Here is a 14,004-nt window from a genome sequence, read left to right on the forward strand (position 1 = left end):
TTTATGATGAAATTTAGATAGAAAAAAGGCTATATGTATAGTATAGCTGTTCGTAATTTCATCAGAAATGGTTGTCGGATGCGAAAGATATCTGACTAACAGCTGTTATTTATTTTCGAATTATTCTAATGAAAATGCCCTTCCAGAGCTTAAGGGCTTCTTTAAATGTCTAGGGGTGGAATTGTAACCTACCTCCTGATGCTCACCATTACCTCCAGCTCCACTTCTTTATCCAGTTTAGATGAAATAGCTGCCTTCACTTTATCGATGTGGTGCATCTGAATAGGTTTATCGGAGGTAAGGTGCACGCGAAGCAGGAGGGGAGTACCACCACGCAACACACTTACTCGGTTTATAAGAATACTGCCTACCTCTTGGTTATTTAAGGAGCGCACAATTCTTTGCTCCTGCACCATGTTCATAAAACCATAACCAAGTGGAATGCTCACCAGGGCTACTACCAGCAGTGAAATCAGCAAGCCTTTACGAGCCAGCCGAAAAGGGCTGAAACCAAGAGCCATAAAGCTTATGGAACCAGCTAGAACAATGCCGGTTAAGTTGGTCAGGAACAGCAGCAGGGCACCGGTAAAAACGTGCCAATCGGTCCAGCCCAGGCCAATGCCCGACACCGCCACCGGTGGCACCAGTGCAACGGCAATGGCTACTCCTGCCAATGTTTTGGCAACCTCTTCGCGGGCATGAGCATAAGCACCGGCTATGCCAGACACAATGGCTACACCCAGGTCGAGCAGATTGGGCCTAATGCGGCCGCTAATTTCTGAGTTCAGCTCTTGTAAAGGCACAATCATGGTTACAAAAACAGCAGCCAGGTACGCCAGCAGTATACCCAGCCCTATGGTCTTGGCACTCCTAATTATTAGTTTTCGCTCCTGCCGCAATACTCCCATCGACAAAGAAATAATAGGAGCCATGAGCGGAGCCAGTATCATCGCACCTATTATAACAGGCGAAGAATCTGAGAAGAGTCCGAGTGTTGCCAGCAGCGTAGCCAGCACCATCAGGGTTAGATAAGAGCTGGTTGGTTTTGCATTTTCCCGAAGTATTTTGAAAAGGTCTTTGAACTCTTCTGTAGAGGCATGGTAAATAAAAGAAAGGGGCTTGGCCACAATTTCAGATAAATAACTGTCTCCGGTGGGCAATGCAGCAATCTTATAAGTGTCGGCTCGGGAAGAGGCGCTGTGGTCATCCTTGAGATACCTGCCTGGTATAATCAGGAGGCGATTTTCGCTTACTTCTAGTTCAATCTCACGTGCGCTCATCAGGTTGCCATCCTGCGAGAAGTCCATAGGAGCCGGGCTGCTGATGCAAATGGACCTGGTTTTAATATGCCCAATAAACGACGGTAGTTGCTGTTGCTGCTTTAATCTGAAAAAAGAAGACAGATAAAATCTGCTAAGCTGCATTATGCTTTTGGGTGCCAGCACCAACCCGTGCAGCCTGCCATCGTTGATGTGTGAGTTTTTGATTATCTGCCGCGATAAAATAGTGCTTTTTCCGTGCAGTACGGCTACTATGCCGAGGGCGGCTGTTTTAATGGGCGCTTTATTTTCGGTGGTGATGGTAAAGGCTCTAGGCTCCAGCAGGTTCAGGTTGGTTATAAAACCTTTTAGTTTTTCAAGACCAGCCAGCACACCGTTTTTTTGTATGCTACCTGACATAAGGCTTAAACTGTTGCCAATAACTACCGCATTAAACACAGGACGGCCGTTGCACAGAAGCAAGTCAGCTGCAATTCCTTTCTCAGTGTTTTTTACATTTTCAATGGCTTCTGTCAGGTTGCCGGAAATACCATAGCCTTGCCGCGCCTCCTTCATTCCCGGATGTGGCAAAAAGCCAAGCGTCCATTTTTTTTGGGAAGCAATGGTGATAATTTCCTTTAGCTGCTCATCGCTGAGGTAGCATACAACGGTTTGCTCCTCCGGCACATGTTCAAAGGTATTGTTCGTTTGTTCGAAGGGGAGAAGCTGCAGTTCATGATCGGCGAAAGCATCCGTTATTTTTTCCTGCACCGTTCCATCTTGCAGCCCATCGTAAAGTAAAGTTATGGCTTTTGTCATGCAGGTTTAAAGTAGCGTTAGTGGTAAAATCTTGCGCTAACATTCTCTGAAAAGGAGTAGAAGTATAGATGCAAAACAGGTAGCTTACTAAACCTGCAGCAGAAGGTTGCCCTTACTTACAGAAATTTGAAAGAAAATAGAGGAGATTACGTATTAACCCAATTGGTGTCGGTATAACTTCCAGCCAAATGAGCAGGCCATTTTCATTGGTATAATGTAAAGAAGCTTAAGCTCGGAGCGCTTCCTCTGTGGCGACTTTATCCAGGGCAAGCTGAGTCTTTAAGGCTTCAAGCCCGTCGAACTTTTGCTCAGGGCGCAGGTACTGCACAAATTCCACCGTAAGGCTTTTGCCGTAGAGGTCGGCGTTGTAATGTAAGAGGTGTACTTCCAGGGTCAGCTTTTTACCTTCTACAGTAGGCCGGAGGCCAATGTTCATCATGCCTGGTAATGGTCCTTCCTCTCCCTGCACCCGTACCCAAACAGCATACACTCCGTTGGCCGGTATCAGTTTGTGCTGCCCCGGCAAGGCTAGGTTGGCAGTAGGGAAGCCTATGGTGCGGCCTAGTTGCTGTCCTTTTTCTACGGTGGAGGTGAGGGAGTAGTGGCGCCCCAGGTAGCGACTGGCTGTGGCCGGATCGCCTGCCTCCAAAGCTTTTCTTATTTTGGTAGAGCTTACGGCAATATCATCTATATCCTGCTGTGGAATTTCTTCTACTTCAAAGCCATACTGCTGCGACCGTGCCTTCAGGTGTTCAAAACTGCCTTCGCGGTTTTTCCCAAACCGGTGGTCGTAGCCGATTACCAGCACTTTCGTATTGATGGCGCGTACCAGCACATCAGTTACAAAGGAGCGGGAGGTAATACGGGAGAATTCTTTTGTAAACGGTATAATAAGTAGGTAATCTACCCCATAGCTGCTAAGCTGGCTAATGCGTTCTTCTATATCAGACAATAGCTTTAGGTCATTGTCTTCCGGAAAGAGCACCAGGCGTGGGTGTGGCCAATATGTAATAACCACGCTTTGGCCATTGGCCTGGCGAGCCCGCTCCTGAACACGCTTTAGTATTTTCTGGTGGCCAATGTGAACACCATCAAACGTGCCGCTGGTAACTACGGCATGGCTTAGCTTCGGAAAATCAGCTATATCACGAATTACTTCCATCCGCGGCTAATTGGGTATTTCTGATTTGTTGAATATCTTCAATTGTTAGCGCATCTTTTAGCTGGTACTCCCCAATGCGGGTGCGCACAAGCTTCGAAAGGTGAGCGCCGCAGCCGAGTTCCTGGCCCAGGTCGTGCGCCAGGCTCCTGATGTAGGTGCCTTTGCTGCAGATTACTTTAAATTGAAGCACAGCACCCTCTATGGCCTCTATATCAAAAGCTTTGATGGTAATGCTGCGAGGTTTGATTTCGGCAGATTCGCCTTTGCGGGCTAGCGTATAGGCTCTTTTGCCATCTATCATAACGGCAGAGTATAGTGGGGGTACCTGCTCAATGGTGCCTACAAAACGGGCAGCAGCCGCCTTTATAGCTTCTTCAGTCAGATGGCTAATGTCGCCCGAATCTGTTACCTCTGTTTCCAGGTCGTAAGAAGGAGTGGTCTGACCTAAAGTAATAGTGCCGGTGTATTCTTTTTCCTGTGCCTGAATTTCGTCGATACGCTTGGTGAACTTGCCGGTGCAAAGAATGAGCAGGCCCGAAGCAAGCGGGTCAAGCGTGCCAGCGTGCCCTATTTTTTTAACACGAAGTATATTGCGCACCTTCTTTACCACATCAAAGGAGGTCCAGGTCAGCGGTTTGTCAATGAGTAAGGTTTCTCCGGCTACAAAGTCGTATACCATTTCTAGAATTTTAAATCAATGCCCATGGCAATTAGCATGATAATAGCTATGCCTACGGCAATACGGTAATATCCGAATACTCTAAATCCATATTTCGTCAGAAAGGTTATAAACGATTTTATGGCAAACATGGCTACCAGAAAACCGATTACGTTCCCGATAAGCAACAGCTTTATGTCTTCGGAGCTGATAATAGAAAAGCTATGTTCTATTTTAGGCCAGTCGAAATACAGGATATCAGTAATTTCGAGCTGTAACATATCTCTGATAAACTTAAACGTTGCTGCTGCCAGCATTGTAGGAACCGCCAGGAAGAACGAAAACTCGGCAGCGGCCTTGCGGTTAATGCCTTGCGTGAGCCCTCCGATAATAGAAGCAGCAGAGCGCGAAACACCCGGAATCATGGCAATACACTGAAAAAAGCCGATGACAAAGGCATTTTTATAATTAATCCTATCCTTGTCTGCGTGAGTAAACCACTTGTCTATAAACACAAGTAGGATGCCTCCCAAAATAAGCATAATCGCGGTAATCAGGATGCTTTCCAGCATAGAGTCTATAACTTTCTCAAGCAGCAGCCCTAGCACAGCAGCAGGAATAAACGCTACCAATATTTTTTTATAGAGGTCAAAGCTGGAGATAAACCGCCTCCAATACAGCACCACAACCGACAAGATTGTACCAAACTGAATACTTACCGCAAAGATTTTAGTAATAGGAAGCTCGTTTATTCCCATCAGGGTGGCCGCAATAATCATGTGGCCTGTAGACGAAACTGGTAAAAACTCGGTTAGCCCTTCTACAATGGCTAAAATAATAGCTTGCCAAACGCTCATCTACTCCGCTGTTTTATCTTTTACCAGAATAGCGAAAATCTCGATAACAAAGCCAGCTAAAACTATCATCGGGCCCAATGTAACCCCCATAAAACCAAGGCCATACTGCTGGTCGTCCAAGGTCATGATAATAAAGCCCAGGGCGAGTACAGCAATTCCTGCCAGCATGAGCACGTAGTTTTTCCTGCCAAACGCAAGTTTAGGTTTATTCTCCATAGTTAGTATAATTCATCTAAAGACATTCCAAGATATTTCCGCACGGCCCGGTAAGAGCTCAGGAAACCAATAATACAGCCTAACACGACCAGGGCGATCATGAGTAACATCATTTGTTGCTCATCGCGCAGCAAACGGAGTTCTTCTATTTCGAAATAGGCATACTGCATGAGCGCAAACAGCAGCGCCGAGGCTATAATGCCGCTCAGTATGCCCTGCCAGGTGGCCCGGTTCAGGAACGGTCGCTGAATAAAAAAAGAGGTAGCCCCAACCAGTTGCATACTCCTGATGAGGAAACGCTGAGAGTAAAGAGCAAGTTTAACAGTGTTGTTGATCAGAATGGTTACCACCAGCAAGAGGATGGCCGCAAAAGCCAGCAGTACCAGGCTCACTTTCTGAAGGTTGCTGTTGATAGATTCAATCAGGTTGGCAACATACTGTACTTCGTAAACGCCATTGATATCCTGCAGGTCTTTCTGTATTTTCTGGAGCTCTTCGGAACTGGAGTGTTCCGCATCTATTTTAAGAATGTAGGCATCGCGTAGTGGGTTTTCACCCAAAAAGGCCATAAAGTCTTCTTCTGTCTCATCCAAAAATGCCCTTGCGCCATCTTCTTTGGAAACAAACTGCACCTGTGCAGTATCGTTCTTATAGGCAATATATTCTTTGGTGGTAAAGGTTTTCTGCAGGCGCACGAGTTGCACGTCGGTGAGGTTGCGGTCCAGGTATACCTGCATCTCTATACTTTCTTTTACAATATCAGAGAGCTTGCCCGCATGAATGAGTAACAAACCGAAAAGGCCGATAACAAAAAGAGAAAGCGTAATACTAAACATCACCATCGCATGCGGATAGCTGCCAAGCTTTTTCTTTTTAATTGATTTTGGGTGCTGCTTTACCATAAGTGTAACTTCGGCACAAAAATAGAAATATTATTTAAGAGCTTGTTTAAAAATTGATAATTGCCGGTCAATTACTATACAAACCAGTTTAGGGCCCGTGTGGTTACGGCAAACCTAGGTGGGTTGCTGCCAGCCATGGTACCTCCATAACATTTTGTTGAAACGCTTCTGGTTAGTTCAATCTTATGCGAGCAGGTTGTTTTAATTCAATTATTCTAATGAAAACAGTCTTCCGGAGGTGTTTTTCATCTGTAAATCACTAGGTTTAAGTAGGGAAGCTGCCTAAAGCGGTTCCTGAAATGTTAGCTGCTGCTTTTGATCATGGGAAACAGGAAAAGCTTTGTTTTAGAACAGGATTTGCCTTTTTGAGGTAACATTATTTTTTTGTTATCCTTAAAGAACAGGCCAAAGTGGTAGTGCAATGTAAATGCAGGGCCAGCTTGTTTAGAAATTGGCTCTTTCAGCTGGCACTTTAACTGCTGAAGAAAACAGGCTGCTAAAGCCGGAGGCGCGGGTCAGAGTCGAGAATAATTTGCTCCTGCTGCTGCAACCTTCGTAGCCTCTTAGAACCTCGGCTGCGCCCAAAAAGCTCCCGCAACGAATCGAACCGCTTGGTGTGCAGCATACTGATTCTTTGACTAACCAGCACCCTGTTGGTGATACCACTCGGGTTCTGGTTATACTCAAGGCGCGCGCGCAACTCGCCACTTCTGGTAATGTAGTATTCCAAAGACCAGTCGCCCTGGTAGGTATTGCGGTTGCCGGTACCACCTGTGCCAGCGGCTCCACCTGCATTACTGAAGCCAGACTGGCTGGTTACCCGCAGCCTGCCCTGGAAAAAGTTGTAGCTTAAGCGTACTTGTAACGCAGAGAGGGCATCCTGGTTAAAAGTATTGCTGCCCAAACCAATATCTACCTGAAGGTTACTATCAATGCTATTAAAGAGGGTATTGAGCTGGCCCGAAAGTAAACTACCCAGGCTTCCGCCTACTACGGCAGTGCCAGCCCCATCAAGACCAAAAGTACCAGGCGGTGAGAGCCGTTGAATCACCAGTAAACTAAACACCTGCCGGTTGAGCTCGTTTTCATCGCTTTTGATAGAACTGATAAAAGAAGATAGAGGTGTTTGCACATCCTGTGGCAGATCATCGAAGTTCATGCCTAGCTTTATTTCCGGAGTCAGGATGGGGCCGTTGAGGTCAATAACGGCCGTAACGGGGTAACTGCCCTGAACCTGTGTGTCGGAAGGAGCAAAGTCGGCCAGTGAAGTAAGTTGAGAGTAAGTGGCATTAATGCGCATGGTGCCAGCCAGCGGATCGCCGTTCCAGGCGATTGTGCCACCGGGAGTTACCTTAAACTCCCGCGATACCAGTCCCTCAAGCAGGTTGAAGTTGTAGGCTCCCTGCGCAATTTCAAACGTACCGAACATGTTAAACTCGCCCCGGGTGTCTATCGTCATCCTAATCATGCCGTTGCCTGAGCCTCTGATAACATCCCCGGTTTGCCTGTCGATAATAATTTCGAAGTACGCATCATCGGTTACGTCCAGGTTAAAGTTCATGTTGATGCCTGACAGGTTTACCTTTTGCTCCTCCACATCAATGGCTAACCCGGTGGTATCGGAGGTATTGCGGTTTACAAAACGGATATACTCTTTTTGCCCCAGCTCCGTTTGATTATCCATAGGCAGAACAATCCGCGTATTTTCGTTGCTGCGCGCCGTAACATTAATCTGCAGGTTGTCTACCGGGCCGAGCACAGAGGCTGTGCCGGTGGCAAAGGCAGTGCCATAGTAAAGTTCATTTTGGCTACTGGTGGTATTTAGCACCATAAAGTTGCGGTAACGCGCCTGCATGTCTATGAGCATGTTCTGGAAACCATCATGCGCAATACCACCGCTTACCGTGGCCGTGTTTCCGTAAAGGTCTGTTAAACGGGCATTCCTGAAACTGATACTGTTGGCTCCAAAATATACCCTGTCGGTAATGCGATAGGTAGTGCCCAGGTAGTCAAAGCGGAACTGACCGTCATTAACCATAACAGAACCGGTCAGGATAGGAGAATCCAGACGGCCCAGTATCCTGATGCGGCCTTCCATGGTGCCTTCCAGGTGCGAAACAAGAGGTTTCAAGATTGGCTCTACGATCTTCAGCTGGGAATTGTCCATCACAGCCAGCATATCGAGTTGCTCCTCAGTAACCTGTGGCTTGTAATTGCCAGATACAGAAAGCACCTTCTTGCCGTTGTAGCTGATCCCTACATCTACCACCAGCTGCTGCAGTTTCTGATTCCAGTCGGAACGGCCTGCCACATCGCCAATAAGCACATTGTCGAAATAAAGGGAGTCGACATGGATCACGGAGTTGATAATGGCTTGGTTGTAGATGTCTTGCACCTGAAGTTCTCCGTTGAGTTTGCCTCTTACCTGCTGAGCCATGAGCGGGTTGAGGTTGCGGAGGTCAAAGTTTTTTACATCTACTTGCAGCTTACTTGCCGGGTCGTCGGACACAGTACCAAGCACTGTAAATACCTGATTGCGGTTGGTCAGGGCAAAGTTCTCGAAAACCACCCTTTTGCCATGGTCGCTGATAAAAACGGTGTTGCCGGGCGTAAAGGCCCAGGCATTATCGAGCAGTGTAATGTTGGACCGGTTAAACACCAGCTGTACCTGTTTCTCCAGAAAGTTCAGATCACCGGAAATGGTCATGCGGTTACTTTGCCCCGGTTGCGCCAGGTTGGTAGAGAAGTTAATGGTGCGCTCACTCCAAATTCCCTCCAGGTAAAAGTTTTCGGTTTCACCTACAGAGGGCAGCACCTGGCGGGCAGAAGTTATTAGTGCACTGGCCAGTACATCGGGGTTCTGCTGGAGCTTGGAGGTGTTTAACTCCACATGGTTCTGGTAAAGCGCCATGTTGTCGTACAGGATAGTATCTACCTCCGTGAACAGATCGAATATAATGGTGTTGCCATGCCGAAAAGATCCTTCCACTTTCGAAAAATCAGAAATAGCAGCTTGGGGCACGAAAAGTTGCAGTATAGGATTTACGTGCTTTAAATAAATATCGTAATTCAGTTGATACTCCTGCTGCACGGCTATATTCTTTTTTCGATAGTAGGCGGCAGTGGCTATATCGTTACTTTCGAAGTTGAGCTTGTATTCCTGCACCAACTGCTTCAGGTCTGTAATCAGCACGGTATAGTCGAAATTGCCACTGGCTTGCAGCGTAAGCAGATCTGATACAAAGGAGAGGCTGCGGTTTCCGTTTCCTATTTCAGAGATGATCTGCACGGAGTCCAGAGCGAGCATGTTTCCATCGTAAGTGATTTCAGCATCGTTAAAAAGAGCCGTTCCAGCAAAATCGTCGAGACGCAGACCTGAAAAGTTTACTTTAGACTCAGCGCGCAGGGAGAGCGGTTTATCTGATAGACCTATGCCTTGCAGGTTCACCTTTTGCAGGTTGGCAGCCAGGTTAAAGGCTTTGGCATTTGGCGAAAGGTTAACTACACCATCGGCGGCAATAACCAGGTTTGGGTCGTTTATAGAAACCTTACCTGTAAACAACTGGCGGCTGAGCGTGCCATCGGCCTTAATGTTACGGTAGTTATAGTCGAGCAAGTGGAGTTGCCGAATGGTCGCGTTTAATTTTACCCGTGCTGTCTCCAGGTCAAAGCCGGAACCTGCCACACGGCCTTCCATTGAAATAGTTTTGACTAAATCAGAGTTGCCTACAAGCCTGCCCAGGTTAAAGCTGTTGGTCTTAAGATAGCCGGTATAAGTCGATTTGCGGGATTCATCATCTATTTTAAGGTTGATGTCTGACTCCAGCTTTCCTAACGCGGTGGTGAAGGAGCCATTGGCCACAAAGTCTTCGTAGAACCCAACAAACCTACCTTCCAGTTGCACAGTGCCCAACCGGGCCACCACGGTGTAAAGCTCCTTGGGTAAAAACTGCCTGATGTCTGCCGCATTGATGGTAGAGGAGCTAAGCCGGATGTTGGCAAAGGTTTCTTTGGCGTTGGGCAAGCCATCGGCTCTGAGGCTCCCTACTATGTGCGTGTTCTGCCCATAACTAACGTCGAGGTTCGTAGCCGAAAATTTTCCCACCTTTCCTTTTACTTCGGCGGAGTTTACCAGCAGGTTCTCGTTGTAGTCCAGCAGCTGTGGCGCAAAAATGGCAATGTCTTGAGAATAAACTTTGGAATTTTTGATATTGGCAGTTACACTCACGCTATCTACAAACGACTTAAAGTTCAGGAAACGGTCGTAGTCGAAGCGGACGTAGTGCTGCAGGTTACTGTTGTTCACCTTCAGGTCCAGCTCATCGAATTCCCAGAAGGTACTGGCGTAAGTAATGAGGGCATCCAGGTTGTGCAGTGTGGTGCCAGACCGGGTTTCGGTGGCGTGCAGGTTCGTTACCCGTGCGCGCAGGGTATCGCCGAGGGATAGTTCGGTAAAGTTGCCGTTCAGTTTATCTACCGTAAGGTGGAAATAATCGATGCCGTTCGGGGCAGGGGCTACGCTGAAGTCGTCGTAGGTAAACCGCCCGTTGCGGATTTGTACCTCCTCTATTGAGAACTCGAAAGGCTGTCGCTGGGTTTTAGTAGAGTCTTTTGTGATGAGCTTACCTAATGCTTTAATAAAGGTGCTTAGGTTAAGAGAGTCGGTACCTTCATACTTCACCAGGTTTGCCCGTGGCTCGTTTAGTTCAAGGGTGCCAATGTGGAGTGTGTTCGGGTCGAAAATAGAGAAGAGGCTTATTTCTGCGTCCACACTGCCCAGGTAAAACATTTCCTGATTGCGGTAGTCGAGCACCTGCACCTTTTCCAGCACCACATTTCTGAAAAACTTAATATTAACACGGTCTATGGTCACTTGGTGGTCGAGGGTGCGGGAGAGGTACTCGGCGGCTTTTTGCACTACTTTTGTTTGCACTCCTGGGTTTTGCAGGGCAACATATGCCACGCCAAAGAGTAAGATTAAGAACACGAACAGGCCTAAAGCTATTTTTAGAATAGCTTTTCCTATAACTTTGGCGTAATTCTTTGACTGTTCTTTTTCCAAAAATGACTAAACCTACGATTTTAGCAATCGAATCTTCCTGCGATGAAACCTCAGCTGCCGTTATTCAGGGTGGTAAGGTGCTTTCTAATATTGTAGCCACACAAGCTGTGCACGAACAATATGGCGGCGTAGTTCCCGAACTGGCTTCCAGAGCACACCAACAGCATATTATACCAGTAGTTACGCAGGCACTCCTCCAGGCAAATGTAGCAAAAACTGAGCTAAATGCAGTAGCTTTTACACGTGGGCCAGGCTTGTTGGGCGCATTATTGGTAGGCTGCACTTTTGCCAAATCTTTTGCCCTGGGTTTAAATATTCCGTTGATAGAGGTGAACCACATGCAGGCGCACATCCTGGCACATTTTATTGATGAGCCTAAACCCGTTTTCCCGTTTTTGTGCCTCACCGTGAGTGGTGGCCACACCCAGGTGGTGCTGGTAAAGAATCACCTCGATATGCAGGTTATCGGCCAAACAACAGACGATGCCGTAGGAGAGGCATTTGATAAAACTGCTAAAATGCTTGGCTTGCCGTACCCCGGTGGCCCCATGCTCGATAAAACGGCTGCCTCAGGCAACCCAACAGCTTATAAGTTTCCCATTGGCAACATGCCAGGTTATGATTTCTCCTTCAGCGGAATTAAAACTTCGGTGCTTTACTTCCTTAGAGAGCAAACGAAACAAAACCCCAACTTCGTACAAGAGAACCTGGCAGATATTTGTGCCAGTGTACAGTATACGCTCATTCAGACTTTACTTCGGAAGCTGGTGCAGGCAAGTAAGGAGTTAGGCATCCGCGAGATAGCCATTGCTGGTGGCGTTTCGGCTAACACTGGTTTGCGCCAAACCTTGCAGGAATATGCCAAAAAGCAAAACTGGCAGGTGTATATTCCGGCTTTTCAGTATTGTACCGATAATGCAGGTATGATAGCCATAGCTGCTCATTATCAATATCTTTCTGGTGACTTTACGGACCAATACGCGAGTCCGGACCCCAGGATGAAAATTGGGTAGATTTCCAAATGAGGTAATTTGAAAATTGAGCCTAAGCACAACTCTGAATCTATCAGGTAAAATGTAAAAAATATGGAGGTGATTAGTATAGGAGCAGGCATTTAAATTGTAAGGTGCCTTTTGTCAAACATCTATCATCTATAATCTAGCATCTAAACTTAATGGCAAAACAAGAAAAAGATAGGATAAAGAAGCATGTGAACATTGTAAATCGCAAGGCCTCTTTTGAGTACCAGTTCCTCGATAAATATGTGGCGGGCGTGATGCTGCGTGGCACCGAGATTAAATCTATACGGGAGGGGAAGGTAAATATGCAGGATGGCTATTGTGTCATCCATAACGGGGAGCTGTGGTTGCATAACATGCACATTTCTACCTATACCGAAGGGACACATTACAACCACGAGCCAATGCGGGTCCGGAAGCTGCTGCTTAATAAAATTGAACTTCGAAAATTGGAGAATAAATCAGAAGAGCAAGGAGTTACCATTATTCCCATACGGGTATTTATAAACGACCGTGGTTTTGCCAAAGTCGAAATAGCCCTGGCCCGTGGTAAAAAACTATACGACAAGCGAGAAGACATAAAGGCTCGCGACGTGAAACGGGAGATGGATAGAAGCGCCTACTAAAGGCATTACTTCTTAGTTTCTGATAATCAGAAAAAGCTTTAATTGTTTAGATATTCTTGTTTCGATTCTTGAGGTATTTGTTTATCAGTATAATAATCAATTATTGTTCTAGGATAGGTTGAATATGGGTTGAACCTTTGGTAATGGCAATAGGTATAATTATGGCAAACAAAATACAGGAAGCTTCCGCTCAATTGGTGCCTCAGATGCAGGAGGAATCGGGCAATTTAACGCTCCTTCAGCGCCAGTTTAACCAGATGATGAAGCGGGTGAATGCGTTGAAGGCAGAACAACAACAACGCAAAAATACTATGGCCATACTGAAGGCCCGAGTGCAGAAAGAGCTGGTTCCACTTGAGAATGAAACCATAGACCTGAAGGTGGCCATTGTAAAGCAACTCGACCAAGCCTACCACGAGTCCTTTCTGCACAAAAAGGAACAAGAACAACTGGCTCTCTTTATTAGCGATATGGCCTTTTCCCTGGTCGAAAAGTACGGCAAAGAAGAACTGATAGAGCTTCACGACAGGTATGCGCCGAAAACATACGCAGAAGCAGCACTGGAGGCAGAGGCGAACCAGATGGCGCAGAATATGTTTAAAGGTGCATTCGGTGAGGAGAAAGAAGCTGAAGCGCTTGATGATGTAGAGAGGACGAAGGCAAAGCGAAACCAGAGGCCGTTAGAAGGGCAGCAGGATACGCGACAAAACAAATCGGGTGCTAAAAAGAAAACGAAGACCCAATTAGAAAAAGAGGAGGCTATGAAAGTCGAGGTGAGTAACCTCAGCAAAGCCAGCAGGCGTCTCTACACCGAGCTTGTTAAGCAACTGCACCCCGACAAGGAGCAGGACGAAACAAAGCGGGCCTGGAAGGAGGAGGCCATAAAAGAAGTAACTCTGGCTTATGGCAACAACGACTTTTTTGGATTACTCCGGTTGCAAATGCAGTTTCTTGGAAACAGGAGCAAAGCAGCTGAGGAGGAGCGGGAGATACAGTTGAAATATTATGTAAAGTTACTTAGTGACCAGGTACAGGAACTGGAAAAAGACGCGGCTCAGCATGCCTTGGGGCCAGAGGCTAATCTGCTGTACCAGTTCGGAGGTTCGCCTAAAGCAGTGGAGAAAACAATCAGGCGGGAAAAGAAAGTGCTGCGGGATACCATTCAACAACTGCAGTCAGAACTAAAGTTGTTTACAAATCCTGAGGTGGTAAAACAGTTTGTAAAGCAATTGAAATTCAGGTGACAAGGATTTATTGTTAGAGTGATTGTTGAAGATTGGGAATAGCAGGTGATAGCTATGCTTTGATGCTTTCTCCTTTTGCAGGTAGAACAGTTTATATCAGCTTAGCCTGGGTCTGTTTTCTGTTTTTAAGCTTAGGAAGGCCATTTTCATTTAAATAATTTAGCAGAGCACCTGGAACGT

10 protein-coding genes are annotated in these 14,004 nt (G+C 46.6%); 3 read left to right on the top strand and 7 right to left on the bottom strand.

The annotated features are described in order from the left end of the window. Window positions 1-188: 188 nt before the first annotated feature. From ACMA1I_RS09110 to ACMA1I_RS09140, 7 genes are all read right to left on the bottom strand, one after another. On the bottom strand, window positions 189-2,078 hold the full coding sequence (locus tag ACMA1I_RS09110) for a TIGR00341 family protein (RefSeq protein ID WP_337067999.1): 1,890 nt from the start codon (window positions 2,076-2,078) through the stop codon (window positions 189-191). Window positions 2,079-2,304: 226 nt separating this feature from the next. Further along, window positions 2,305-3,240 carry a bifunctional riboflavin kinase/FAD synthetase gene (locus tag ACMA1I_RS09115; RefSeq protein ID WP_337068000.1) on the bottom strand — a complete coding sequence of 312 codons (936 nt, stop codon included), beginning with the start codon at window positions 3,238-3,240 and terminating at the stop codon, window positions 2,305-2,307. Then, window positions 3,224-3,919, bottom strand: a complete 696-nt coding sequence (gene truB / locus ACMA1I_RS09120) for a tRNA pseudouridine(55) synthase TruB (RefSeq protein ID WP_337068001.1) — start codon at window positions 3,917-3,919, stop codon at window positions 3,224-3,226. Before truB ends, ACMA1I_RS09115 begins: the two co-directional genes overlap by 17 nt. A gap of 2 nt (window positions 3,920-3,921) precedes the next feature. Next, window positions 3,922-4,755 (bottom strand): undecaprenyl-diphosphate phosphatase, encoded by an 834-nt coding sequence (locus ACMA1I_RS09125; protein WP_337068002.1) that lies wholly within the window; start codon window positions 4,753-4,755, stop codon window positions 3,922-3,924. Further along, window positions 4,756-4,971: a DUF3098 domain-containing protein gene (locus tag ACMA1I_RS09130; RefSeq protein WP_337068003.1), complete on the bottom strand. Its 216-nt coding sequence runs from the start codon at window positions 4,969-4,971 to the stop codon at window positions 4,756-4,758. It abuts the gene before it with no gap. Window positions 4,972-4,973: 2 nt separating this feature from the next. Then, window positions 4,974-5,873 (bottom strand): cell division protein FtsX, encoded by a 900-nt coding sequence (locus ACMA1I_RS09135; RefSeq protein ID WP_337068004.1) that lies wholly within the window; start codon window positions 5,871-5,873, stop codon window positions 4,974-4,976. Between the two features lie 496 nt (window positions 5,874-6,369). After that, window positions 6,370-10,860 carry a translocation/assembly module TamB domain-containing protein gene (locus tag ACMA1I_RS09140; RefSeq protein WP_337068005.1) on the bottom strand — a complete coding sequence of 1,497 codons (4,491 nt, stop codon included), beginning with the start codon at window positions 10,858-10,860 and terminating at the stop codon, window positions 6,370-6,372. Window positions 10,861-10,937: 77 nt separating this feature from the next. Here ACMA1I_RS09140 and tsaD point away from each other — a divergent pair, with 77 nt between their 5' ends. The 3 genes from tsaD (at window position 10,938) to ACMA1I_RS09155 (ending at window position 13,824) form a co-directional block, all read left to right on the top strand. Further along, entirely contained in the window at window positions 10,938-11,948 is a 1,011-nt protein-coding gene (gene tsaD, locus ACMA1I_RS09145) for a tRNA (adenosine(37)-N6)-threonylcarbamoyltransferase complex transferase subunit TsaD (protein WP_337068006.1), read from the top strand. 161 nt (window positions 11,949-12,109) lie between these two features. Then, window positions 12,110-12,580, top strand: coding sequence for an SsrA-binding protein SmpB (gene smpB / locus ACMA1I_RS09150; protein WP_337068007.1), 471 nt, complete (start codon window positions 12,110-12,112; stop codon window positions 12,578-12,580). A gap of 161 nt (window positions 12,581-12,741) precedes the next feature. Continuing rightward, window positions 12,742-13,824: a J domain-containing protein gene (locus ACMA1I_RS09155; protein ID WP_337068008.1), complete on the top strand. Its 1,083-nt coding sequence runs from the start codon at window positions 12,742-12,744 to the stop codon at window positions 13,822-13,824. Window positions 13,825-14,004: the final 180 nt, after the last annotated feature.

It is taken from the genome of Pontibacter sp. 13R65, from assembly GCF_047525655.1.
GTDB lineage: Bacteria > Bacteroidota > Bacteroidia > Cytophagales > Hymenobacteraceae > Pontibacter.